This is a genomic window from Dysgonomonadaceae bacterium zrk40 (genome assembly GCA_016916535.1).
GTDB lineage: Bacteria > Bacteroidota > Bacteroidia > Bacteroidales > Dysgonomonadaceae > Proteiniphilum.
This window is the reverse complement of record CP070277.1, coordinates 71,959-94,509: the sequence shown is the minus strand read 5'-3', so window position 1 is coordinate 94,509 and position 22,551 is coordinate 71,959. Positions and strand designations below refer to the sequence as shown.

24 protein-coding genes and 2 pseudogenes are annotated in these 22,551 nt (G+C 60.7%); 4 read left to right on the top strand and 22 right to left on the bottom strand.

All coding sequences use genetic code 11. The features are described 5' to 3' along the window. Positions 1 to 6: 6 nt before the first annotated feature. The 7 genes from JS578_13225 to JS578_13195 form a co-directional block, all read right to left on the bottom strand. A complete protein-coding gene (locus JS578_13225) occupies positions 7 to 1,227 on the bottom strand; it encodes an NnrS family protein (protein QRX65033.1) in 1,221 nt (406 codons plus the stop codon). After that, positions 1,224 to 1,976, bottom strand: a complete 753-nt coding sequence (locus tag JS578_13220; GenBank protein ID QRX65032.1) for an ATP-binding cassette domain-containing protein — start codon at positions 1,974 to 1,976, stop codon at positions 1,224 to 1,226. Before JS578_13220 ends, JS578_13225 begins: the two co-directional genes overlap by 4 nt. Next, a complete protein-coding gene (locus JS578_13215; GenBank protein ID QRX65031.1) occupies positions 1,973 to 2,815 on the bottom strand; it encodes an ABC transporter permease subunit in 843 nt (280 codons plus the stop codon). Before JS578_13215 ends, JS578_13220 begins: the two co-directional genes overlap by 4 nt. Further along, positions 2,793 to 3,809 carry an ABC transporter substrate-binding protein gene (locus JS578_13210; GenBank protein ID QRX65030.1) on the bottom strand — a complete coding sequence of 339 codons (1,017 nt, stop codon included), beginning with the start codon at positions 3,807 to 3,809 and terminating at the stop codon, positions 2,793 to 2,795. The genes JS578_13215 and JS578_13210 overlap by 23 nt, the downstream gene beginning before the upstream one ends. Positions 3,810 to 3,894: 85 nt before the next feature. Next, the gene (locus tag JS578_13205; protein QRX65029.1) at positions 3,895 to 4,323 is read right to left on the bottom strand and encodes a pseudoazurin; all 429 of its coding nucleotides are present in this window, start codon (positions 4,321 to 4,323) and stop codon (positions 3,895 to 3,897) included. A gap of 372 nt (positions 4,324 to 4,695) precedes the next feature. Further along, positions 4,696 to 4,947, bottom strand: coding sequence for an AraC family transcriptional regulator (locus tag JS578_13200; GenBank protein QRX65028.1), 252 nt, complete (start codon positions 4,945 to 4,947; stop codon positions 4,696 to 4,698). A gap of 9 nt (positions 4,948 to 4,956) precedes the next feature. After that, positions 4,957 to 5,724, bottom strand: a complete 768-nt coding sequence (locus JS578_13195; GenBank protein QRX65027.1) for an IS6 family transposase — start codon at positions 5,722 to 5,724, stop codon at positions 4,957 to 4,959. A 69-nt stretch (positions 5,725 to 5,793) separates the two neighbouring features. Between JS578_13195 and JS578_13190 the strand changes: the two are divergent. Continuing rightward, positions 5,794 to 6,762 (top strand): annotated as a pseudogene (locus tag JS578_13190) (transposase). Between the two features lie 235 nt (positions 6,763 to 6,997). Here the strand turns inward: JS578_13190 and JS578_13185 are convergent. The 8 genes from JS578_13185 to JS578_13150 form a co-directional block, all read right to left on the bottom strand. Continuing rightward, the gene (locus JS578_13185; protein ID QRX65026.1) at positions 6,998 to 7,969 is read right to left on the bottom strand and encodes an arginase family protein; all 972 of its coding nucleotides are present in this window, start codon (positions 7,967 to 7,969) and stop codon (positions 6,998 to 7,000) included. A gap of 75 nt (positions 7,970 to 8,044) precedes the next feature. Then, positions 8,045 to 8,737 carry an ABC transporter permease subunit gene (locus JS578_13180; GenBank protein QRX65025.1) on the bottom strand — a complete coding sequence of 231 codons (693 nt, stop codon included), beginning with the start codon at positions 8,735 to 8,737 and terminating at the stop codon, positions 8,045 to 8,047. Further along, on the bottom strand, positions 8,734 to 9,423 hold the full coding sequence (locus JS578_13175) for an ABC transporter permease subunit (GenBank protein QRX65024.1): 690 nt from the start codon (positions 9,421 to 9,423) through the stop codon (positions 8,734 to 8,736). Before JS578_13175 ends, JS578_13180 begins: the two co-directional genes overlap by 4 nt. Positions 9,424 to 9,428: 5 nt before the next feature. Then, positions 9,429 to 10,193 carry a transporter substrate-binding domain-containing protein gene (locus JS578_13170; protein QRX65023.1) on the bottom strand — a complete coding sequence of 255 codons (765 nt, stop codon included), beginning with the start codon at positions 10,191 to 10,193 and terminating at the stop codon, positions 9,429 to 9,431. Between the two features lie 96 nt (positions 10,194 to 10,289). Then, positions 10,290 to 11,060, bottom strand: a complete 771-nt coding sequence (locus JS578_13165) for an ATP-binding cassette domain-containing protein (GenBank protein QRX65022.1) — start codon at positions 11,058 to 11,060, stop codon at positions 10,290 to 10,292. 151 nt (positions 11,061 to 11,211) lie between these two features. Beyond that, the gene (locus JS578_13160) at positions 11,212 to 12,141 is read right to left on the bottom strand and encodes a LysR family transcriptional regulator (protein QRX65166.1); all 930 of its coding nucleotides are present in this window, start codon (positions 12,139 to 12,141) and stop codon (positions 11,212 to 11,214) included. Between the two features lie 81 nt (positions 12,142 to 12,222). Then, positions 12,223 to 13,104, bottom strand: a complete 882-nt coding sequence (locus JS578_13155; protein ID QRX65176.1) for an amidinotransferase — start codon at positions 13,102 to 13,104, stop codon at positions 12,223 to 12,225. Positions 13,105 to 13,155: 51 nt separating this feature from the next. Continuing rightward, positions 13,156 to 14,199 carry an ornithine cyclodeaminase gene (locus tag JS578_13150; GenBank protein ID QRX65165.1) on the bottom strand — a complete coding sequence of 348 codons (1,044 nt, stop codon included), beginning with the start codon at positions 14,197 to 14,199 and terminating at the stop codon, positions 13,156 to 13,158. Between the two features lie 123 nt (positions 14,200 to 14,322). Here JS578_13150 and JS578_13145 point away from each other — a divergent pair, with 123 nt between their 5' ends. Next, entirely contained in the window at positions 14,323 to 14,778 is a 456-nt protein-coding gene (locus JS578_13145) for an Lrp/AsnC family transcriptional regulator (GenBank protein QRX65164.1), read from the top strand. A 113-nt stretch (positions 14,779 to 14,891) separates the two neighbouring features. Here the strand turns inward: JS578_13145 and JS578_13140 are convergent. Further along, positions 14,892 to 15,302: pseudogene (locus tag JS578_13140) on the bottom strand (hypothetical protein). Positions 15,303 to 15,346: 44 nt separating this feature from the next. On the opposite strand from JS578_13140, the gene JS578_13135 reads away from it, so the two are divergent. Further along, complete coding sequence (locus tag JS578_13135) at positions 15,347 to 16,048, top strand: IS6 family transposase (protein QRX65175.1); 702 nt, start codon at positions 15,347 to 15,349, stop codon at positions 16,046 to 16,048. Between the two features lie 254 nt (positions 16,049 to 16,302). Here the strand turns inward: JS578_13135 and JS578_13130 are convergent, their stop codons facing one another. Both JS578_13130 and JS578_13125 read right to left on the bottom strand, forming a co-directional pair. Next, entirely contained in the window at positions 16,303 to 17,004 is a 702-nt protein-coding gene (locus JS578_13130) for an SMC-Scp complex subunit ScpB (protein ID QRX65163.1), read from the bottom strand. A 2-nt stretch (positions 17,005 to 17,006) separates the two neighbouring features. Next, complete coding sequence (locus JS578_13125) at positions 17,007 to 17,951, bottom strand: DUF1403 family protein (protein ID QRX65162.1); 945 nt, start codon at positions 17,949 to 17,951, stop codon at positions 17,007 to 17,009. 146 nt (positions 17,952 to 18,097) lie between these two features. Here JS578_13125 and JS578_13120 point away from each other — a divergent pair, with 146 nt between their 5' ends. Next, the gene (locus JS578_13120) at positions 18,098 to 19,177 is read left to right on the top strand and encodes a site-specific integrase (protein ID QRX65161.1); all 1,080 of its coding nucleotides are present in this window, start codon (positions 18,098 to 18,100) and stop codon (positions 19,175 to 19,177) included. A gap of 25 nt (positions 19,178 to 19,202) precedes the next feature. Here JS578_13120 and JS578_13115 read toward each other — a convergent pair whose 3' ends face one another. From JS578_13115 to repB, 4 genes are all read right to left on the bottom strand, one after another. Continuing rightward, positions 19,203 to 19,529 carry a helix-turn-helix transcriptional regulator gene (locus tag JS578_13115; GenBank protein QRX65160.1) on the bottom strand — a complete coding sequence of 109 codons (327 nt, stop codon included), beginning with the start codon at positions 19,527 to 19,529 and terminating at the stop codon, positions 19,203 to 19,205. After that, a complete protein-coding gene (locus JS578_13110) occupies positions 19,522 to 19,887 on the bottom strand; it encodes a type II toxin-antitoxin system RelE/ParE family toxin (GenBank protein QRX65159.1) in 366 nt (121 codons plus the stop codon). The genes JS578_13115 and JS578_13110 overlap by 8 nt, the downstream gene beginning before the upstream one ends. 177 nt (positions 19,888 to 20,064) lie before the next feature. Next, positions 20,065 to 21,384 (bottom strand): replication initiation protein RepC, encoded by a 1,320-nt coding sequence (locus tag JS578_13105; protein QRX65158.1) that lies wholly within the window; start codon positions 21,382 to 21,384, stop codon positions 20,065 to 20,067. Between the two features lie 156 nt (positions 21,385 to 21,540). Next, the gene (repB, locus tag JS578_13100) at positions 21,541 to 22,527 is read right to left on the bottom strand and encodes a plasmid partitioning protein RepB (GenBank protein QRX65157.1); all 987 of its coding nucleotides are present in this window, start codon (positions 22,525 to 22,527) and stop codon (positions 21,541 to 21,543) included. Positions 22,528 to 22,551: the final 24 nt, after the last annotated feature.

Genomic DNA, 22,551 nt, shown 5'->3' with positions numbered 1-22,551 from the left:
TTCTTCTCAGCAATCATGTTGGTTGAGTGTTGCAGGATCGGCGAACGCTGGCCAGTAGACCCTGAGCCAGAGCAGAAAGCCGCCGGCCCAGAAAATTGCCGCCACTGCGTGGTGGTGACCGACGAGCCCGGACGCGATCCCGAATTCTGGAAGAGTTCGGATTGCGATCGCGATGACGATCAGTGCGATTGTAATCTTCGTCGCCACGGAGAATGCGAGCGGCTGACCCGTGTGTCTTAATCCGGCAATGCAGAAGACCGCGATGACGCCGAGGCCAAGCCCTCCCATCAGGGCTATGTGCAGGCCGGTGGTTTCCATTACCGGCAGCCCTAGCCGGGCGCAGCCGATCGCGATGAGGCCGATGCCTGCCAGCGCGCTTGATCCGGCCAGCACTGCGATTTCAGCCCGGAAAAAAGCGCGTCCGACGAAAGCTTCGGCCACGCGGTCGAGAAAGGCCGCACCGGCGGCGATGAAGACAAATCCCGTGACCTCGGAGGACAATCCGGAAAGTTCCGCCGCGATCAGGATGGTCATCACACCGGGGGCGAGATTGAGACGCCCGGGATGCGGCCTGAACGGGGATGTCTCTCCCGAAGGATCCAGAATGTCGTTGGTAACGGGCACTGTGATGCGTGCCAGAGCAAGACCGAGCAGCCCGAGGAAGATGAAACCCGAAAGGTGGGTGAAAAGCTGCGCATGTTCCACGTTTCCGGTGGCGAAGGCATAACGCGTTGCCGTTTCGCAAAGCCACAGGCCTGCAAGCCAAAGGATAAAACCGGTCAGTCTGCTGTTCTTCTTGTCCAGGCTGACGCGAAGCACATAGGCCGCAAGAAAGCCGGTCCAGACAATATCCGTGATGGCGCCTATCCAAAAAACACCCTCAGCGCCGACCAGCCCGCAAATGCGTGCAACACCCCAGATTGCCGCGAGTGCATAGAGCGCCTTGCCGCGAAGGCGCGGCGTGTCCGTCCATTCCGGGATGGCCGTTGTTAAGAAGCCCAGAAGTGCAGCGCCGAACGCTCCGATGATCATCTCGTGCACATGCCAGATGCTCGGTGGTATTGCCCCAACCGCGGGAAGTTCGTAGCCATGGACCACCACCCACAGGAACGGCCAGACGGCCGCGTAGAGGGCGCTCAAGGGGAAGAACAGCCGGAAACCTTCATCGCCGAGAACGTGCAGGAAGCTGCGCCGGCCGCGCAGAACGGATGTATCGACAAGGCTCATCCGCTCATCCTTTCGTCGACGTCGTGAATATGACGAAAGGCGGTGTCTTCGCGTATCCAGCGCTGCGAAAGCGCGAAAAGCTCGGCATCGTCGCGCATGCCAGGCGTTCCGGGAACCAGACGTTCGCCGACAATCCCGCCGCCGCCGACATCCAGCACGGCCACTCGGTGGGCTATCCGTGCGGCTTCCATCAGATCGTGGGTCACGAAGATACCGCCGAAGCTGGACGATTGCGTCGCGGCGATCACGAGATCCTGCATCCGCCGTTTCAGTGCAACATCCAAAGCGGTGAAAGGCTCATCGAAATAGATAAAGTCCGGCGCGACAATCAACGCGCGCGCGATTGCGCAGCGCTGGCGCATTCCGCCGGAAAGCTCGCCCGGATATTTTTCAAGGTCGTCCGGTAGGAGTGCGACCTTGGCTGCAACAGACTTCAACCTCGCCCTGGCCTCCCGGCGCGAGGTGCCGGAGATCCTCAAGGGATAGACGATATTTTCGGCCGCCGTGGCCCAGGGCAGCAATCTCGGTTCCTGAAAAATCATCGCATGGCGTTTGTAATTGCGCTCAACCCGACCGCCGATTGGCGTCAGCAAGTCAGCAGCAAGGTGAACCAGCGTGCTTTTTCCGCTGCCGGAGGGTCCAACCAGGGCGACGATCTCGGACGCTGGTACCTCAAGGTCGATATGGTCCAACACCGTGCGGCCGAGATAGGCATGACGGAGCCCTTTCAGGGTGAGGCCGGTCTTCATCGTTTGACCCCCCACGGAATTTCGGCTCGTCGCCAGCGCTCGAACTCGGACCGGATTGGATGGATGACGCCATATTCGAAGATCAGCAGCGCGATCACCGCGATCATGACCCAGGCGAGCGCCTGCGTGATATCGAGATAACTGCGGGCTGCCGACAGTTCGCCGCCGATTCCGCCGACATTGGCCAGCAGTTCGGCCATGACCGCGACCTTGAAAGACATGCCGAGGGCCAGCGTCAGGGCGGGAAACAGATGGGCAGTGAGTTGTCGCAGACGCAGGCTTGTCATCCTGCGCCAGGCATTTGCGCCGAAGACGCGCGCCATGTCATCGAGCTTCCGGTCGCGGCTCAGAATACCCTCGGCCGTTCCCGCAAAGATGATGGGGACGGCCGTCACCACCACAGTTGCGATGACGGTTCCGTCGCCCGCGCCGAACCAGATCAGGGCCAGAACAATCCAGGCGATCGGCGGCACGCCGATCAGGATCGTGATCAGCGGCCGCGCTAGTCGGATCGTTGCCGGGGAATGGCCGGCGACCACGCCGAGCAACGCACCGGAAAACGCGGAGAGGAGGAAGCCCTGGAGCGCACGTCCGACAGTCTGCGCGATCAGCGACCATGCGGCTGGATCGGACAGGATCGACCATGTGGCGGTAAGTGTTGCAATCGGGGAGGGCAGAATGAACGCCCCCCATTGCTCGTGCCCGTATTGCCAGACGGCGGCAAGCAGCGAAAATGCTGCCAGCCCCGCAAAGCCGGACCAGAGAAACTGCCCGGTCCGGCCGAGGCGATCCAGCACGGGGCGCAAGACGCTTGCGCTAAAGTAGGTAAAATCCGTCATCAGGAAGCTTTCCGCCGATAATGCCGGGATCGCTGTCGGCAAGGATCGACAACAGGGATTCGATTGCCGGTCGCGCCGTGGTTGCCTGTGTTGCCGTCAGGTTGGAATAGCCGATCGCTTCTTTCAGAACAGGCCAGGGCATGCCAAGCGCAGAGGCCGCGTTGTTGGCGGCTTCTGCCGGCTCTGCGTTGACGGCGGCCGTTGCCGCAACCAGTGCCTGATGAAGTTCGGGGATGAGGGTTCCATTGTCTTCGAGGAATGGCTCTGTCACCGCAAGGCCTGCCTGCGGCAGAACCGGCGGCACATTCATCGTCTCGCCCCAGGCTTTCTGCACGTCGATTGCGCGGGTGACTGTCACACCCGCGGCCTTGCCTTTGATGATGGCGGCTGAAGCGGCCGGCTCCGGCACAAGCGCGGCGTCGATCCTGCCGCTCAGCAGGAGTTGCATGGCTTCGATTGGCGTGCCGGTGGTGTCGAGCGAAAGGTCTTGTTGGGGATTGATATCGTGGGCCTTGAAAAGTCGCTTGAGGATTAGATCGGGCGTGTCGTTGCGGAACGGGACCGCAAGCTTTCTGCCGCGCAAGGCTGCGACCGTTTGCAGAGACGGGTCGGTGACGATGATATAGAGCAGTCCGTTGGTCAGCGTGTTGACAAGCCGAACGCCGAAGCCGCGATTATACATGTTGGCGGCTGCCTGGACCGGCATCACCACTAGCGACATCTGGCCGGAGGTGATCCCGGCACGGACTTCGTCGGGATTGCGCCAGACGTTGAATGCGGCCTTATCGGCGATCTTCGAGAACGCGCCCGTGGCCGCGGCCTGAGCGAGCGTGATCGACGGTCCGGCAGGCGGCCCGGATAGCGATATTTGCGCAAGCGGCGCCGCGGCTGCGGCATGGCCCGCGCCAAAGCCGATTGCGGGCAGGCTTGCCATGCCGGCCATTCCGGTAAGGAACGTGCGGCGGCGAAGTGGGAAGGTTTTCAGGCCGTTCATGAGGGATTCCTTTCGACTGCTTCAGGACAGTCGATCTGCTTGTCGGGATGGGCCATCGAAGATTTCCTTTTGCATGTCGTAGCGTTCAAAGCGCGTCGAGATAAGCCTCGAACCGCTTGCGCGCGCGTGGCGGGACACGACGGCTGACGAGGCCGTCAGGCGCCTGTACGTCACCGACCGCGATGATCATGACCATGCCCATGGCGTAATGCGGTTTGCACTTGATGGCGTAAACGCCCTCGGTATCGGGCGAAAACAAGACTTCCTCGTTCAGCCGACCCTCGAAGCCGGCTGCACCTTCGGGAACCATGCCGTCAATGGTTTCGGCATTGTGTCCCCGGTCGGCGGCAACAAAGCGCACAGTATCGCCGGGCTCAATGACGAGCAGACCGGGCTCGAACACCATGATGCCATCGTCACCCCGGTTGAGCATGTTCACGACATGATCTGCGGCCCGCACCGGGGCCATCGTGGTGGTCAGGACGAGAAACGAGAGGGCGAAGATGCGGAACATGGGGGCACCGGTCAGTGTATCGGCCAGTCCTTAGCGACCGAGTCAGAATAAAACATGTATTTTATACTCATCTTTTATGGTGACGGTCAACGATTGCTGCTAGGGCGGGTCAAGTTGACGCAGTGCGACCGGCTATTAGCGCATCCTGCGATGCCGACGAGCCTTGAACGGTATGAAACCAATAGCCGGCTGCTCGACAGTGATCGGACGAACTGGCTTCAGAAACATTCAGCGCAAATGCTGGGAATCATATGCCGGCAATGGTCTTGATGACCGGCGGGCAGGGTGTGCGTCTGACGACGCGTTTCGACCACGAACAACGTATGAGGACAAGCTTCGTGTCATGGCGAGCTCCGCGTGTCGTTCTGTTGGTCAAACGGCGCCATAGCGGCTGGGCAGAACGCCTTTTTCGGCGCGGAAGGCCTTGCTGAAGTGGCTCAGATTTTCGAAGCCGACGGCGAGGGCGGCTTCGGTCACGCTTGCGCCGGCCGAAATCAGGTCGGCGGCGGCTTCGATCCGGGTTGTCCGCAGGTAGGCGTGGATCGATTTTCCGATTGTCAGGCGGAAACCCTCTTTCAACGGCTCTGTTGCAAAAAAATCCAGCTGGCAAGGCAAGGCCCTCATTTTCTGCTGTCAAGCGGTCTGACCTTGTAGATTCTGGGCGAGCAGTTCCACGGCTTCTGTCAACGCGCTCGGCCCGATACCAAAAGCACGTTCAACGATGCGCGCTTCCCCACGGATGTCTCGTGTCAGGTTGAAAATATTAGCCTGGCCCTTGCGCAACGCCCGCATGACCTCGAAGCCCTTGATCGTCGCATATGCCGTCTTCAACGTCTTGAACCCTCTGACGGGTTTGATCAGCTGCTTTAGCTTACCGTGGTCAGCTTCGACGACATTGTTCAGATATTTGACCTGCCGATGCACAAGGTCATTGGGGCATCTGCCTTCGGCCTTCAACTGCGCGATGGCAATCCCATAGGTCGGCGCTTTGTCAGTGTTGATGAAAGTCGGCTTTTCCCAGTCTTTCAGGCCGTTCAAAGCTTTGCCGAGGAAGCGCTTGGCCGCTTTGGCATTGCGTGTCGGAGACAGGTAGAAATCGATCGTGTTGCCGAATTTGTCGACGGCCCGATACAGATAGGTCCATTTGCCGCGAACCTTCACATAGGTTTCGTCAACGCGCCAGCTCGTTGACTGTGGTCGGTGCCAATGCCAGCGCAGCCGTTTTTCGATCTCCTGCGCGTATTTCTGGACCCAGCGATAAATCGTGGAATGATCGACGGGCACACCGCGCTCACCCATCATCTGTTCAAGATCGCGGTAGCTGATCCCATAGCGGCAATACCACCGCACCGCCCATAAAATCACGTCACCCTGAAAATGACGCCACTTGAAATCGCTCATCAAAAGTCCCGCTGAAAATTGTCCGCACTCTTTCGGGCATCGGCAAAATTTTTGCAACAGAGCCCCCTGCTTTGGGGCAACGGGAAATCGGCCTCTTTAGATGGCAAATTCTTCCGCGCCAGCGACCGGGCCGCCAAGCACGGCGACATCAATTTGCACTACGGCGATGAGCCAGGGACAAAATTCTACAGTCATCTATCCGACCAGTACGGGTATTTCGGAATATTACCTATCAGCCCGACGGAAAGCGAAGCGGCTTATGTTCTCGACGGACTCTTTGACCACGAAACGATTTTGGAAATCGATGAGCATTTTACCGATACCGGTGGCGCCAGCGATCATATCTTCGCGCTATTCGCCCTGATTGGCAAACGCTTTGCACCACGGCTCCGCAACATAAAAGACCGGAAATTCCACGCCTTCGAAAAAGGCGATGTATATCCCGGGATAGAAAACCACATCGGAGCGCCCATCAATACGGCGCTTATTCTCGACCATTGGGATGATTTGCTGCGCCTGGCCGCCTCGGTCACTGCACGCCTTGTCGCACCCTCGATGATCCTCATGAGGTTTTCGGCTTCCTCGGAATCAAACAACCTAGCCAGAGCATTACGAGAAATCGGCCGCATTGAGCGAACGCTGTTCAAGATTGAGTGGTATTCCAGCCCTTCGTTGCGTAGACGCTGCCAAGCTGGCCTGAATAAAGGGGAGGCTGCCCGCAAACTGAAGCGCGCAGTCTTTTTCCATGAACGCGGTGAAATCCGCGATCGTTCCTACGACAGCCAAGCTTTCCGAGCATCCGGTCTCAATCTTGTTGTCAGCGCCATTGTTCACTGGAACACAGTTTATCTCAGTCGCGCGGTTGCTCATCTGCGTCAAAGGGGGCGCTACATTCCCGATGAACTGTTGAGGCACGTCTCGCCACTCAGTTGGGGGCACATAAATCTCACCGGTATATACTCCTGGGACTCTGAACAGCACATGCCAGGAGAGTTCAGCCCCTTGCGACTTCCGAACGGTCGCGCGGTTGCTGCATAAAGTTCACATTTCGTTCGCTCTTAGCGGATGACGCGATCGGCGACCACTACGATCTGGCGATGGGCCGCTGCGGACGCGATACGCCTGAGGAGATGACCGTCTTCAAGAATGGCGGCGGCGCCCATCTCGATACCATGATCGCCGCCTATATCGCCCGCGCCTGCGCCGAGGCGTCTCAGAACCCGTGATATTGCCGCTTCCCCAGGGTTAAAGTGGAAGCGGCTCCTTCATCAGGCTAGACAGGTTTTGCCGCCGCGCGCTGACGGGCGAGAATGCCGAGCGCGGAAGTGATGACGCGGGCAAACGACAGCGCGCCCAGCCCATCGATATCGCGCTCCGGCATGAATTCGACAAAATCCATCGCGGCGATGCGGCCGCGTTTGGCAATCCCGAACAGAAGGTCGAGGGTCTGGAAATAGGAGAGCCCGCCCGGACCGCGCGCGATCACGCCCGGCACAAGCGTGGAATCGAACGCGTCGGCATCGAAACAAACGATGACATCGGTGCCATCCGGGATCATGTCGAGCACCGGCTCGAGGCCGTCGCGACCGAGCTGATGGGCGGTAAAGAGGCTGGCGCCCCAACGCCTGGCATCCTCGACGTCCGACGCCCTTGCCGAGCCGATGCCGCGCGCGCCGACCTGAATGATCCGCTCGATATGGCCCATTTCGGATGCCCGGCGCATTGTCGACGACAGCCCCATGTTCTCGCCCATGTGGGAATCGCGCCAGTCGATATGCGCGTCGATCTGAACGATGGTATATTTACGACCGGTCTCGGACAGCGCGTCGATCATCGGGATCGGAATGGAATCGTCGCCACCGAGCAGGACGGGAACGGCCCCGCGCGAGATGACCGTGCTGACGGCCTTGCGGATCGTGCCCCGGTTGCCCGCCGCATCGTTTTCGTCGAAGGGCAGGTTGCCGCAATCGACGGCGCGCAGACCGGACTCGGGAAACACCGGACCGCCGAGATCGAAATCGAAATGGTCGACATTGGCTGTCAGGGGCGCGGTTGCCCGCCTGAGCGCATCGGGAGCATTGCGGCAATAGGCGCCGGCGCTGGCATAGGGCGTGGCGCAGGGCGCGCCGATGATGGCAATCGGGGCGTCGAGCGTCGTCAGCTCACCGCAGGCGTCCAGCCCGAGGAAGGTTTTGGTGTCGGCGGCTGCGCCGAAAAGAACGCCGAGATCGACGGATTCAGTCATGTCTTCTCCTTGTCTGCCAGGTCTGGGACGCGGGCAGATCGTTTGTCATTGTTTGAATGCGGATCGTCCGCGCGGTCAGTGAAGTCTTGGCTGCAGGTATCCGGCATAGCGGCGCTGAACGAGCTGGAAGGCGGAGACCAGCACGAATGTCATTACCAGATAGATACCGGCCGCTGTCACGTAGGGTTCGAACTGGATATAGTCGTTGAGCGAGATCTGCCGAGCGACGCCGGTCGTCTCCAGAAGCGTCACCGTGCTCGCAAGCGAGGTCGCATGCAGCATCATGATCATCTCGTTGCCGTAAAGCGGCAGCGCACGAGTCAGCATGGCCGGCAGCAGGATGCGTCGGGCCGCGGCAAGCGGGGGAATTCCGAAGGCGCGCGACGCCTCGATCTCGCCGTGCGGAATGTGCCGAAGCGCACCGGCAAATATCTCGGTGGTGTAAGCCCCGGAATTCAGCGCAAGCGCCATCAGCACACAGACCATCGGGCTTGAAAGCCAGGGCCACAGAAAACTCGTCTGGATCAGTTCGAACTGCGCCAGGCCGAAATAGATCAGGAAGAGCTGCACCAGAAGCGGGGTTCCGCGAAAGACCAGCGTATAGGCGTGAACCGCGCCGCGGATCGCACGGTTATTGCTGTTGCGCAGGAAAGACAGCGGCACGGCGATAGCAAAGGCCAGTAGAAGGGCGAAAAAGGTCAGCACCAGTGTCAGCTTCGCGCCTTCGAGAAACAGGAGGCGGTTTTCGGCGATGATATCCCAGTTCATGCTCCGGCCTTTCTCATGCCCGCATTGAAATGCGCCGCGACGCGCGCGAGGCAGAATGTGGAAAGCAGCGTGAGGGCCAGATAGAATGCGCCCGCAACGAGATAGAAGGTAAAGGGCTGTCCCGTCGCTTCAGCTGCGCCCTTGGCCCGGAACATGACGTCCTGAAGTCCGATCAGCGAAACCAGCGCCGTTGCCTTGGCCAGCACCAGCCAGTTGTTGGTAAACCCTGGCAGCGCCAGCCGGATGAGCTGCGGCAGCACGATCCGAAAGAAGATCCGCGCCCGTGCGAGGCCGAAGGCCTGTGCCGCCTCGATCTGGCCATGCGGAATGTTTTCCAGTGCAAAGCGGAAGGTTTCGGTCATATAGGCGCCGAAAATCAGCCCCAGCGTCGCAATCCCGGTCGCAAGCGGCGGAAACTCGACCCACCAGTCCAGACCCCAGAGCTGGAACAGCTGGTTGAGCAGCGCCGGCAGGCTGTAGAACACCAGCAGGATCATGACGAGGTCCGGAATACCGCGAACGATGAAGGTGTAGGCCTCGGCCGCGCCCCGCAACGGCCGGCTGTGCGAGCGCTTGGCGAGCGCTGCCGCCATGCCGATCAGCGTCGACAGCAACAGCGCCGCAAAGGCCAGGAGAAGGGTCATCCCTCCTCCTGCCAGGATCGTCCAGGTGTAATCGACGAGCATATCCGTCAGTCACCGAAATACTGGGCGTTGAGCGCATCCAGCGTGCCGTTTTCACGGACGATCTCGAGGCCCTTGTTGATCTCTTCCAAAAGCGCGGTGTTTTTCTTGCTGATCGCGATCGCCACGCCCTCGCCGAATTCCGGCGCGTCTTCTCCGGTCAACTGCGGGCCGACAAGCTCATAACTTTCAGCCTTGTCGCCGCCCAGGAAACCCGCCGTGATCTGTGCCTGGTAGCTGAGCACGACATCGGCGCGCTTGCTTTCCAGATCGAGATAAGGCGCGCTGCCGGTGTCGTAGCGCTTGATATCGGAGTCGGCGTAGACGCGGGTGACATAGGCATCCATCGGCGTGCCGCGCTGAACGGCGATGGTCTTGTCGGCAAGACCTTCCGGCGTGATCGTAAGGTCCGAGTCCCTAGCCGCGACGAAACGGAAGATCGGATGGCTGTAGATGTCGCTGAAAGCGATGACCTTGCGGCGCTTGTCGGTCACCGTCAGCTGCGAAATCAGCGCATCGTATTTGCCGCTGATAAGGCCGGGGATCATCCCCTCCCAGGCGGCATTGGAGATGACGCAGTTAAGTTCGGCGGCCTCGCACACGGCCGTCATCAGGTCGATGTCGTATCCGACGAGCTTGCCGTCCTTGTCGATCGATTCGAACGGCGGGAAGGTCGCGTCCGTTGCGACGATGACCTTTTCGCCGGTCTGGGCGTAAGCCGTGCCGGTCGCAAGGGCAAGCGCGATGGCGGCGGCGGAAAGCAGTCTTTTCATAGGTCTGTCCTCTGTGGTTTTCGGGGGTGGAGCGGCAGTTGCGGAACGATCCGGTCTGCCATTTCTTATCGGCGTTCGGCGGGACGATGCGCCCGGTCAATGCCGCAATTGTCCGGCCAGGAATTGCTGCATGCGTTCGCTCTCGGTTTGGTCGAACACGCGCGACGGCGCGCCTTCTTCCTCGACGCGGCCCTGATGCAGGAACATGACCTTGGTCGAGACGTGGCGGGCAAAGCCCATCTCATGGGTGACGACCACCATGGTGCGGCCCTCTTCGGCGAGCGCCTGCATGACCTTGAGCACCTCGCTCACCAGTTCCGGGTCCAGCGCCGAGGTCGGCTCGTCGAACAGCAGGACCTCGGGATTGACGGCAAGCGCGCGGGCGATCGCCACACGCTGCTGCTGGCCGCCGGAAAGATGGGTGGGGTATTTGTCGAGAACGTCCAGACCGAGGCCGACCTTGGTGAGGTTCGCCTTCGCCAGTTCGGTCGCCTCACGGCGCGACAGGCCCAGCACGCTGATCGGCGCTTCGATGATGTTGGACAGCACGTTCATATGGGACCAGAGGCAGAAATTCTGGAAAACCATGGCAAGGCGGGTGCGCATCAGCCGCAGCTCGCTGCGGTTCAGCACCCTCAGCATGCCGTCGCGGTCCCGCACCGTTTCCAGCCTCTTGCCATCCACGGCAATCTCGCCCTCATGCGGACGTTCCAGGAAGTTGATGCAGCGCAGGAACGTGCTTTTGCCCGAACCGCTGGAACCGAGAATGCTGACGACATCGCCGGCGGCCGCACGCAGCGAAACGCCTTTCAGCACTTCGTGCTGGCCGTATGATTTGTGAATGTCGCTGACGGCGAGTTTGTCCATTTCATACTCCGGAGCATGTCTCGGGCGGAAGGTCTCCCGCGGAGCGGGCCGGGCATCGGCAAACGCCGATGTCTAATTTTCAGGCACAATAGATGCGTGTCGGATTTTTGCGCAAATGATCATTCCTCAAGCGAATCATGATCTGTTTTCATCAATCGGGAGAGGGTAGCGTGTCGACCATGTCGTCCTGCCCGAAGGCCGCCAGAAGCCAATGCAGGAACAGGCGCGGGCCGGCCCGCTCCAAGCTGTGCAGGTGGACAACGACATACCAGCCGCCAAAGGCATCGATCGAGAAACCGAATGGTCTTATGAGACGGCCCTGGCGAATATCATTGCGGGTCAGCGTTTCGCTGGCAAGCGCAAACCCGACACCGTTGAGCGCAAGATCGATGGCGATGCCGAGATCGCTGCAATAAAGGTGGCGGGCGCGGTCGAATACATCGCCGTGGCCGCATTCGGAAAGCCAGCGCCGCCACTCTGCCCCGTCGTCCCGATGCAGCAGAAGACAGTTTTTCAACGCGCCCGCATCCGGCGTTGCATATCCCAGACGCTGAAACAGCACCGGCGAACAGACCGGCGTGATGTCGACATCGGCGAGACGCGCCGACCACCGGTTTGGCCATCCGCCCTGCCCGAACATGATACCGAGATCGACATCAGCTGTTTCGGGGACGAGATGATTTTCAATGAGCCGGATATGGCATTCAACCGTCGGGTGCCTCTCGCTGAAATCCGCGATATTCTTCGCAAGCCAGGCGCTGGCGAACATCGGCGGACAGGCAATGTCCAGCCGCCCGCCGGCGAGCGGCTGTTCGGACAACATGACCGCGGTCGACAGGATATCCTGCAACGCCTTCGCAACGGTCTTGTAAAACAGTTGCCCGGCATCGGTGAGCCTGATCCCCCGCCCCGCCTTCTCGAACAGGTCATAGCCGAGATCGCCCTCCAGCCTGCGCAGCTGATGACTGACGGCGCTGTCGGTCAAGTTGAGCTCGGCCGCCGCCCGCGCCATGCTGCCATGGCGGGCGGTTGCCTCGAACGTCCTCAGCGTCTGCAAAGGCAGATGTCGCAGATCCTTCACGTCGACCTCAATGTTTCGGCGCCCGGTCCTGGTGGACGATCTGTCGCCTGACGCAATGACGACCGCCCAGGCCGGCCGCTTCTATCGTCTGGCGAGGTGAATGCCCGCCAGGGTGCAGCGCACCGAGCCGCCGGCGTTCTCGATCGTCGGAATGTCCAACGCCACAATGCTTGCCGTCTTTTCTATCGCTGCAATCTGGTCGGGACGCAAGGCGTCGAGCGCAGTCGTGGAAAGGGCGAGCAATCGCTGATCGGGCGCCTGAAGCTCAAGCGCATTGCCGGCAAAGCGGGCGATCTGGTCGTTGTCGAGAGCAATGATGTCCCGTCCGGTCCGTCGCAACCTGTCGAGGATCTCGGCCCGCCGGTCGGGTTCGGTCATCATGTCCGGGCCGATCAGCACGAAACCGGTTCCGATGCACATCAGGACATTGGTGTGATAGATCGCCATGCCCTCAGGGTCGCGCGCGTCGAAGACCATCGGTTCGAAATTGAAGTGGGTCGCGAAACGCTCGAGCGCGACCGGATCGGCGCGCTCGGAACGTACCACATAGGCCACCCTGTCGATATGATCGAGCACCATGGCGCCCGTTCCCTCGAGGAAAAGACCGTCGGCTTCCAGCCCCGAATAGTCGATGACGTCCTGAACGCGATAGTCGCGTTTCAGCATTTCGATGATGTCCGGACGGCGTTCGAGCCGCCGGTTTCGCGCCTTCATCGGAAAAATCGCGATATGCCCGCCGGCATGGGTGGAAAACCAGTTGTTTGGAAAGACAGAATCCGGCGTCGTATCCCCCTCGTCCTCGAACATGTGCACGGCAATGCCGGCCGAAGAGAGCATTTCGCCGGCGCGGGTGATTTCATCATAGGCCCGGCGCCTGAGGTCCTGCCCGGTTTCGGGAACCTTCTGAAACCGGTTGTCATTGGCCGTTTCGGTGTTGACGGTGAAATGATGCGGCCGGACCATGACCACCGCGCTCGCCGCCTGCGGCGAAAAGAAGAAAGGGCGCGCCATGGTTCACACCGCCCGCTGCAGCATACCGAAGAGATCGCGCGTGTCGTCCGGATCGGCGATCATGTCGAGGTTGTCGTAGAGTTCGGTGCCTTTGATCCGCTCGGCGACATAGCGCAGCGCGGTGAAATCCTCGATCGCGAAACCGACGCTGTCGAACAGCGTGATCTGGCGTTCGTCGGTGCGCCCGGCCTGGCTTCCCTCGAGCACCCGCCAGAATTCGGTCACCGCGTAGTCTTCGCCCATCTGCTGGATTTCGCCCTCGATACGCGTTTGCGGCGGATACTCCACGAAGGTGGTCGCACGCTTCAGGATATCGGGATGCAGTTCGGTCTTGCCGGGGCAATCGCCGCCGATGGCGTTGATGTGGATGCCCGCCCCGACCATGTTGTCCGTCAGGATCGTGGCATACTGCTTGTCGGCCGTGCAGGTGGTGACGATCTCGGCGCCCTCCAGCGCCTCCTCCGACGAGCGGCAGGCCTTCACCGACAGCCCGCTGCCTTCCAGATTGCGGCAGGCCTTCTCTGTTGCGGCCGGGTCGATGTCATAGAGCCGCACCGCCCTGATGCCGACGACGGCCTTCATCGCCAGCGCCTGGAACTCCGCCTGCGCGCCATTGCCGATCATCGCCATCGTTCCGGCATTCTTCGGCGCCAGATGGCGGGCAACCATCGCCGACGTTGCCGCTGTCCGGATAGCCGTCAGCAGTGTCATCTCGCTCAGAAGGACCGGATAGCCGGTGGCGACATCGGCCAGCAGCCCGAACGCCGTGACCGTCTGGTGCCCCGTCAGCTTGTTCCTGGGATGGCCGTTGACATATTTGAAGCCGTAATGACCGCCATCGGAGGTCGGCATCAGCTCGATCACGCCATCGGCGGAGTGGGCGGCCACGCGCGGCGTCTTGTCGAACTGGTCCCAGCGCCGGAAATCCTCTTCAAGCGCTTCGACGAGTTCGATCATCATCGTCTCGATGCCGACATTGTGCACCAGCCGCATCATGTTCTCGACGCTGACGAAGGGCACATAGGCTTTGGTGGAAGGTGACGGCATTTCAACCTCTTTTCGTTTTGATCCTCTCAGGAAAGCTATGCCGATTTGAATGCTAGCGAAAAGCGCAAAACTGTACTAAATTTGTTGCATATTTAGTCTATTTGAACAAATGGATTGATCAATTTGAACAATGAACGCGACAATACCATAGCCAAATACGTTCCCGATCGCCTTGACAGGGACATTATTTCGCATCTGCGCAGCGATGGCCGGGCCTCGCTTTCCAAGCTCTCCGACACGCTGGGGATTGCCCGCGGCACGGTGCAGAAACGCCTCGACCGGCTGATCGATACCGGAACCCTGATGGGCTTTACCGTGCGGGTGCGCGAGGATTACGAGGATGATCGGGTTCATGCGGTGATGATGATCGAGGTCGTCGGCAAATCGACCACCCAGGTCATTCGCAAGTTGCGCGGCCTGCCGGAGGTCTATTCGCTGCACACGACCAATGGCAACTGGGACCTCGTCGCCAATATCCGCACATCGACGCTGTCGGAATTCGACAGGGTCCTGCGCGAGGTCCGGATGATCGAAGGCGTATCCAACAGCGAGACCAGCCTGCTTCTGAGCAGCGTGTGACGGCGCCGGCCGTTCTGCGAATCATCACCGGCGCGAACGAATGCTATCGAGCGACGCTTGAAAAGCGCGAGCCACAAGAATCCGGAAAAAGTAGAAAAGGCACTGATTGAAGCCACCATCGGTCGCAGATGCTTGGCACGACTGCGATTGGTCATGAAATAGCCGAAGATGCCGGCCGAAAGCGGGTAGTTTTCGTCCACCGCACCCTTGCCCATAACGGTCGTCGCCACCGGCAGGCCGAATGACTCCTGGAGGGCGGCGAGTTCTTCGGCCGCGCCAGATACATGCACGCCGCCACCCGCGATTATCAGCGGACGCTCCGCCGACGCCAGCAATTTGGCGGTCTGGGCAACTCGTTCCGGGTCCGGGCGGCTGCGATCGAGTGGAAATGTGCCGAGAGACGCCGTCCGGGCATCGTTGCGGCTCGTTGCTGTTTCCACGAATATGCCGATCGGGACGATCAGGACGGCCGGGCCTGGGCGGCCCGATGCAGCCGCGGCGAAAGCCATATCGATATAGGGCATCGCCAACTTAACGAAGCTTGGACCTGAATGTGGGATGCTCGGCCATGACTGACCGAGATCCTCTTTACCGCCGCCATCGTTTTCCACCCGAAATCATCGCCCATGCGGTGTGGCTCTATTTCCGCTTTCCCCTGAGCCTGCGGATGGTAGAGGATTTGTTGGCGGCGCGTGGCATCATTGTCTCGCATCAGACCGACAGACTGTGGGCGGAGAAGTTTGGCCGGACCTTCGCCAACGAGATCCGTCGCCGGTCATCCGGGCGGCTTGGTGATAAGTGGCACCTAGATGAGGCCGTTATCTCGATCCGGGGCAAGAAGCATTGGCTATGGCGCGCCGTGGATCAGGACGGTTTCGTCCTGGAGGTCCTGGTGCAAAGCCGCCGCGACACCAAGGCGGCCAAGCGCCTGATGCGCAAGCTTTTGAAAGGCCAGGGACGATCGCCGCGCGTGATGATCACCGACAAGCTTCGCTCCTATGCAGCCGCAAAGCAGAAAATCATGCACGGCGTCGAGCACCGCTCGCATAAGGGCCTGAACAATCGGGCGGAGAATTCCCACCAGCCAGTCCGACGGCGAGAGCGGATCATGAAGCGCTTCAAGTCAAAGCGACATCTCCAACGCTTCGTTTCCATTCACGATCCGATCGCCAACCTCTTCCACATCCCTCGCCACGACATTTCCACCAGCCACCATCGCGAACTGCGCGCCTCAGCCATGAGCATATGGGCGGAAATCGCTCGGATTTAGTCGACAAGTCGAGCAACCGGGCAAACCAGAGCCTATCGGGTGTTAAGTTTACGGTGCCAGTTTCGGAATTCTCCGGCATCGAAATGTCCCGACTGTTTTGCTTTTCATCGGACACCGAAAAGTCCGCCTGGCTATTTCTTATGACCTGCTCTCCGGGAAGTCGACGTCTATACGTTGGCCGTGTTCAGGTGTTCGTCCTGCCTTGATCGATTGGCACATTGCCGTGGTGCGATCCTCCCGCGCGTCCCGCGCCCTCATTCCTCCTCGCCCTCGACGACGGCCCCCATCGCCTCCTCCTGCACAGCGGCTCTGCTGAGCAACCCCGCATCCTCAAGCGCCTCGATGTCTGGGAGGTCACGCAACGTCTCCATCCCGAATGCGGAGAGGAAGTGCTTCGTCGTCACATAGGTATAGGGCGCGCCGGGTGTCGGGCTGCGGGGGCCGGAGGCGATGAGGGCGGCGTTGCGGAGCGAGGCGATCGTGTCGCGGCTGACCTCCTTGCCGAAAATCTTGCCGAGTTCGGCGCGGGTGATGGGCTGGAAATAGCCGATGGCCATCAGCACCATGGATTCGAATTCGGAGAGTGCAGCGCCTCCGCCGCGCGTCGGGGCGGCCGAAGCGCGGATGGCGTCGGCATAGGCCGGGCGGCTGCGGTGCTGCCAGCCGCCGGCGACCGGGACGATCTCGTAGGGCCGGCCGGTGAGTTCTTCGCGGAGATCGTCGATCAGAAGATCGATGCTGCAGGCCTTGCCGACGACGCGGGCGAGCGTTTCGCGGGTGACCGGTTCGGCGGCGGCGAAGATCACAGCCTCCACCCGCAGCATCCATTCGCGCCAGCGCAGATCGGGCGGCAAGGCCTCGAGCTCCCGGTCGAAGAGGCGTTCGCCTCCCGCCTTTTCGTCTGCGGCATTCGCTTTCTTGCGGCGGGACGGCCTGTTATCTGCTGCTCCGGTCATGGTCACAACCCGTAAATCCGGAAGGAAGAACGGCCCGACAATTCGCGCACGGCGCCGAAACTTTCGAGCCGTTCGAACAGGCGCGAGGCGGCCCAGCGGGAAAGATTGCTGCCGGGCGCGCTGGCCGGGATAGCGTCCTCGTCCAGCAGTTTCTGAATGACCGGGCCCGCGCCCTTGGTCCGCACCTTCGGCGCGACGGTCACAAGAACATCCGCCCGACGTGCAATCGTGTCTGCTGTCCGCAATGCGTCCCCTGCCCCGTCAGAGAGTGCCAAGCAGACCGCGCGTGCGAAAGCCGGCTCGCCCGGCCGCACACGCCCCCTGCCGCCGATAGTTCGAAACGCCGGGCCGTAGCGCTCGGCCATCAACAGCGGCACGGGACGGTCCCACTTCAGCAGGGTTGCGATCATCATGTCGGCCATCGCCCAGGCCAATGGCTCGGCATCCGGACGGATGGCGAGGATCGCGGTGATGAGGTCGGCGATTACGAAGGGAACCGCGCGGCCGGACTGGAGCGCGGTATCGGCCAGCTCCGGTACGGCGGCAAGGTGGTCGTTGAAGGCGAGCCCCATCAGATCGGCGAGATCCCCCACCTGTTTCTCAGAAAAACCGGGTTTTCGGGCGGCAAGCCTTTTGTGAGCCAAAACCATCCTGCCAGCGGGGCCTGGATCGTCGCCGGCGGCGGTGAGCAGGACGGCGTCGCGCAGCGCCGCCTCGTCCTCGTTGCGACCGCTGAGACGGACGGCGGCGGCGGCGCATTTCAGGGCCTGCCGTTCGCGCCAGCAGCCGGCCCAAGGCGGTTCAGAGCGGACGAGATCATCAAGGGATTTCAGGGCGATACCGGCCGAGAAGGCGGCATCGCTTTCGGTGATATCGCTCCCGCGCGGGCGGGTCCAAGCTGGCAAAGGCGCGGCGGTTCTGGCGGGTGTTTCGGCGTACGAATCCATGACGCCAACGCTAACCGAAACGAGCAGTTAATGCCATAATAATCGACATAACCGCACAGCCTGTCTTTTGTGTATTATGATTGATAATCTTGCATTATCGTTCATAATGCTCATTATAAATGAAAAACCCCATTTTGAGGCCCTCAATGCCCGAAAACGACGACGATCCGCACGACAGCCCGTCTCGCGGCACGAGCGCCGCTTATGAATTGCAGCCGTCCGGGGCGTCGGGCGCGGTGACGGGGCATCTCGCGCCGCTGGTCGAACGCGCCCGCGGTTACGTCGACGCCTCGAGCGCGGCCAATACGCGGCGCGCCTATGCCGCCGACTGGGAGCATTTTTCAAGCTGGTGCCGGCGCAAGGGGCTTGCGCCCCTGCCCCCCGATCCGCAAATCGTCGGGCTCTACATTACGGCGCTTGCCGCAGGCGAAGCCGCGCCACGGACAAAGCCGAGCGCGGTTTCCACCATCGAACGGCGGCTTTCGGCGATCACGTGGAACTATATGCAGCGCGGTCTTCACCTTGATCGCCGCGACCGCCATATTGCCACGGTGCTTGCCGGGATCCGCAATCGCCATGCAACCCCGCCCCGCCAGAAGGAGGCGATCCTGCCGGAGGAGCTGATTGCCATGCTGGAAACGCTCGACCGCGGAACGCTCCGGGGTCTGCGCGATCGCGCCATGCTGCTGATCGGCTTTGCCGGAGGATTGCGTCGCTCGGAAATCGTCGCGCTCGATTGCGGTCGCGACCAGAGCGAGGACGGAAACGGTTGGATCGAAATCTTCGACAAGGGCCTGCTGGTGACGCTGCGCGGAAAAACTGGCTGGCGGGAGGTCGAAATCGGCCGCGGCTCCTCCGATCTCACCTGCCCGGTCGCCGCCGTCGAAACCTGGCTGAAACTCGGCAGGATCGGCCATGGCCCGCTGTTCCGCCGTGTCACCGGCAAAGGCAAGGTCGTCGGCCCCGAACGGCTGAAGGACCAGGAAATTGCCCGCCTCATCAAGAAGACGGTGCTTGCCGCCGGCATTCGCGGGGAGCTGCCCGAGGCCGAACGGGTCAAACTGTTCTCCGGCCATTCGCTGCGCGCCGGCCTCGCCTCCTCGGCCGAAGTTGACGAGCGCTATGTGCAAAAGCAACTCGGTCACACGTCCGCCGAAATGACAAGGCGATACCAGCGCAGGCGTGACCGGTTCAGGGTCAATCTCACAAAGGCCGCGGGGCTTTAGAAGCCCCTCCCCTGCCGTGGCTCTTTCAGAGCTTTGGGCCGTGTCGGGAGCGCTCCGCAATGCTCGACAGATCAACTTTCTTGCCCGCGACATCCGCGACGATCTTCAACGTGCCGCCAAGGGATTCAACATAATCGCGAAGCGTCGACAGTTTCATGTCGGCCCGCTTCTCCAGTCTCGAAACATTGTTCTGCTTGATACCTGTTCCAACGGACACATCCTCCTGCGTCCGTCCGGCAAGTACGCGCAGTTCCCGCAGATTGTAGGCCGCAACAAGCTCGCCGGCACGCTTTTCAATAGCGCCTCGTTCTTCTTCAGGAAGCGTCTGCATCAGCTTATCGAGATCATCCATGTTTCTTCTCCAACTCGCTCAAATGCTCATCGTACCGTTTGTCCGCCAGATCAATCAGGCGCTTGTAAAAGAGTCTCTGGCTCACACCGCTCTTTGCACCGCCGCAAAGGACTATAGCCTTTCGCTCCGGATCGAAGGCAAACGCGAACCGCCATTGCACCTTCAACACCTTGACGCGCAGTTCCTTCATGTTCGCGTGTTTGGAGCCTTCGAGTGTGTCGACCTCAGGCCGTCCCAGTCGAAATCCCTTTTCGCGAAGCAGCACCAGATGCGCGAGCAATTCGACCCGAACATCTGCTGGAAGATCTGTGATCTCGCCTTTGAAGCGGTGATGAAACGCGACCTTCCATTTCGTCATTTAATATCCTAAATGATATAGATACTTTGGGATATATAGTCAATTTCTCTCCTCAACGCAACGGTAACGCTTCCTCTGGAGGTGCCGGCAAATAATGAATTATCCGTATCTCCTATGTCCGGACATCGGCTTTTCTCACCAATGCGGCAGGTTCCGTGATGACGCCTGCGCTCCAAGTCATCTCCCCGGCTTTTTCAGCGAGCGTGCCAGGGCGGGCGAGACGGAAAGACCATCATCGCGGCGGTCCTCCCCTCTCCCGTCGGCATCGGGTTTTGGCGGCGGCTCGTTGTTTCCAGCCTCGATCCGTGCCCTGAGCAGCGCCATGACCATCGGCCAGACGGAGAACTGGCCGTCGCGGGCGCGGTCCGTCAGGTTGCGCAGATAGCCGCCGGGGCTGACGACGGCTTCGCCGCGCTGGTAGATGGCGGCAAGGGTGATCGCGGCCTGTTTGTCGCCCATGATTTCGGCCGCCTCCCGCCAGGCGCTGGGACTGACGCCCAGCATCGGCCGGGCGATCTCGGCGACACCCAAAAACTCCCGCCAGTTACGGATCGAGCCGCCCTTTGCCAGATCCCGCCAGCCTTCGCAGGCGTCCAGCACCAGTGCCAATGGCATTTCCCGCTTCGGCAGGCTGTGCAGGTTGTCGGTTTCGTCGGCGCTGCCACTCGCTTCTGGTCTATTTCCTAAGCCATATTTAGATTCAAATTGGGATTCTGGGTTTGAATTCTGTTTGTGACGCTCAGAATGAGACTCATTGGCGTTCTTTTTTTGCGGATTTACGTGAAATTCCAATGTCTCACGCACTTCCTCGTGCAGCAGGGCCAGAGCATCGCAAATATCCTCGGCGATCGCCAGGTCGGGGCGGCGCGGAAGCCGGTCAATGATCTCTCGATAAATGCGCGTCATCTTCGCCCATTCGCCCGGAACACCCTCATCGAGCCCGGCCTCGATCATCTTGACGATGTCACGGCGCAGCAATGTCAGCCGTTCCCGGGCGCATTTCAGCGCCAGACGCTCCTCGGCGATCCGTGCGGCCATCGCCTCGAACTCGGTCGCCCTGGCGACAAGCGGCGACAGGTCGAAGCCATAGGCCTGCTCGACCTGCCCTCCCCTGCCCTTCCTGGCGAAGCGCTTGCCGTTCGGACTGTCGCGGCGGATGATCAACCCGCACTCGACCAGGACGGCCAGATGGCGGCGCAGCGTCGCCGGCGAGATGCCGTTGGCGCGCGCGATCAACTGCTCATTGGAGGGCCAAACCACGAAGCCGGTTTCCTCCGCAAGCTCGTTCTCGGGATAGAAGGTCAAAAGCGCGTTCAGGATCGCAAGGCCGCGATCACTCGCCCCCAGCGCTTCCCGCGCCTCGCGCACAGTATGGAACAGTTTCCACTTATTGAGCCGAGCCCCCTTCGGGGCTTCCCGCGCCACTTTCTGACTTGAAAGCATCGCGAGCGACATCGGCCGCCGCCCAAAGGGCGTCGTTGTCATCGCATTGTCCATGGTTCACCTCTTAAAAAGGCAAAAGAATCCGCCCCTCCCCACATCGAATGCAGGAAAGCCTCTTGACGGAAACGGTCGGAAATGCGAATCAGTAGGTGCTAGTTACAAATCGGCTTCCGGACGCTCGTCGTTTGGGGGCCTTTTTTCTTTTGCGCGTTATCCTTTCTTCTGCTGACGTTGAAATTCGTCGTAAAGCGCTTCTAACTGGGCGGAAAGATAGGTGCCAAAGGCATCCGCATCCGCAGCCTTGAGTGAAAGAGAAAAACCGTTTGTGGCGTGCTTTGTTGTCACGCTCATCTTATTGTCAGCCAGCGACCATTTCTTCTCGCTGACATTCTTCAGCCTCGCCCGCCTTCCCTTGCGCTTCAGCTCCTCAAGCAGCGCCAGGCATCGTTCCGGTGAGCCGAGCTCCTGAAAACGCCCCTCCCCCACAAACTGACGCGCCTGTTCCAGCTTTGCTGGCGGCAGCAGCAAACGTTTTAGCTCATCCCAACGATCGCGGCCGATCCCTTTGGCCGCCCCGATCTGCTCGAGAATGTCCGTCGGGATGCCCTCCGCGATCGAAAGCATGCGCGAAAGCATGGCGTTATCAATGCTGAGCGCCTGACGGATGGCCTGCCTGTCGATGCCGGATTGCTGCAGCCGGCTGGCAAACAGCGCCTTTTCGATAAAGGAGAGGTCCGCGCGCGCCGTGTTCTCCTGTCCCTGGGCCACCACATGCGCAAGCTCCTCGAGGTCGCGAATAATCGCACGGACCTTGATGCCAAGCATCTTTGCCGCCCGGGTGCGGCGATGACCATATACGAGCATGAAGCGGCCGGCGACGTCCGGATTGGGTCGCACAAGGATCGGCGAAATCTGCCCAGCCTCGCGAATGGCTTCAACCAGCACATTCAAGGCTTCGCCATCTTCCTCGATGCGGTCGACATAGGGCGATGGATCGATATCGTCCGGGTCCAGCATGACAACTGTCTCGCCGTCCTGGACACGCAGCGAATTCTCCGCCATTTCCTCAAGCGATAGCAACATCGAGCGCGATGCGCCGCGCAAGGCATATGCGGAGCGCCCGTCTTGCCCAGCCTCAGGCTTATCGCTGGCCTCTTTCGGGCTTATGACATGGTTCAAAAGGTGCTTGCGTGCCATATCAGTCCCCCCGATCGCGTGACA

Coding starts and splice junctions, on each gene's coding strand:
- JS578_13225 (QRX65033.1), bottom strand. CDS start 1,227: ATGAGCCTTGTCGATACATCCGTTCTGCGCGGCCGGCGCAGCTTCCTG.
- JS578_13220 (QRX65032.1), bottom strand. CDS start 1,976: ATGAAGACCGGCCTCACCCTGAAAGGGCTCCGTCATGCCTATCTCGGC.
- JS578_13215 (QRX65031.1), bottom strand. CDS start 2,815: ATGACGGATTTTACCTACTTTAGCGCAAGCGTCTTGCGCCCCGTGCTG.
- JS578_13210 (QRX65030.1), bottom strand. CDS start 3,809: ATGAACGGCCTGAAAACCTTCCCACTTCGCCGCCGCACGTTCCTTACC.
- JS578_13205 (QRX65029.1), bottom strand. CDS start 4,323: ATGTTCCGCATCTTCGCCCTCTCGTTTCTCGTCCTGACCACCACGATG.
- JS578_13200 (QRX65028.1), bottom strand. CDS start 4,947: ATGAGGGCCTTGCCTTGCCAGCTGGATTTTTTTGCAACAGAGCCGTTG.
- JS578_13195 (QRX65027.1), bottom strand. CDS start 5,724: ATGAGCGATTTCAAGTGGCGTCATTTTCAGGGTGACGTGATTTTATGG.
- JS578_13185 (QRX65026.1), bottom strand. CDS start 7,969: ATGACTGAATCCGTCGATCTCGGCGTTCTTTTCGGCGCAGCCGCCGAC.
- JS578_13180 (QRX65025.1), bottom strand. CDS start 8,737: ATGAACTGGGATATCATCGCCGAAAACCGCCTCCTGTTTCTCGAAGGC.
- JS578_13175 (QRX65024.1), bottom strand. CDS start 9,423: ATGCTCGTCGATTACACCTGGACGATCCTGGCAGGAGGAGGGATGACC.
- JS578_13170 (QRX65023.1), bottom strand. CDS start 10,193: ATGAAAAGACTGCTTTCCGCCGCCGCCATCGCGCTTGCCCTTGCGACC.
- JS578_13165 (QRX65022.1), bottom strand. CDS start 11,060: ATGGACAAACTCGCCGTCAGCGACATTCACAAATCATACGGCCAGCAC.
- JS578_13155 (QRX65176.1), bottom strand. CDS start 13,104: ATGGTCCGGCCGCATCATTTCACCGTCAACACCGAAACGGCCAATGAC.
- JS578_13150 (QRX65165.1), bottom strand. CDS start 14,199: ATGCCGTCACCTTCCACCAAAGCCTATGTGCCCTTCGTCAGCGTCGAG.
- JS578_13135 (QRX65175.1), top strand. CDS start 15,347: ATGACTGACCGAGATCCTCTTTACCGCCGCCATCGTTTTCCACCCGAA.
- JS578_13130 (QRX65163.1), bottom strand. CDS start 17,004: ATGACCGGAGCAGCAGATAACAGGCCGTCCCGCCGCAAGAAAGCGAAT.
- JS578_13125 (QRX65162.1), bottom strand. CDS start 17,951: ATGGATTCGTACGCCGAAACACCCGCCAGAACCGCCGCGCCTTTGCCA.
- JS578_13120 (QRX65161.1), top strand. CDS start 18,098: ATGCCCGAAAACGACGACGATCCGCACGACAGCCCGTCTCGCGGCACG.
- JS578_13115 (QRX65160.1), bottom strand. CDS start 19,529: ATGGATGATCTCGATAAGCTGATGCAGACGCTTCCTGAAGAAGAACGA.
- JS578_13110 (QRX65159.1), bottom strand. CDS start 19,887: ATGACGAAATGGAAGGTCGCGTTTCATCACCGCTTCAAAGGCGAGATC.
- JS578_13105 (QRX65158.1), bottom strand. CDS start 21,384: ATGGACAATGCGATGACAACGACGCCCTTTGGGCGGCGGCCGATGTCG.
- repB (QRX65157.1), bottom strand. CDS start 22,527: ATGGCACGCAAGCACCTTTTGAACCATGTCATAAGCCCGAAAGAGGCC.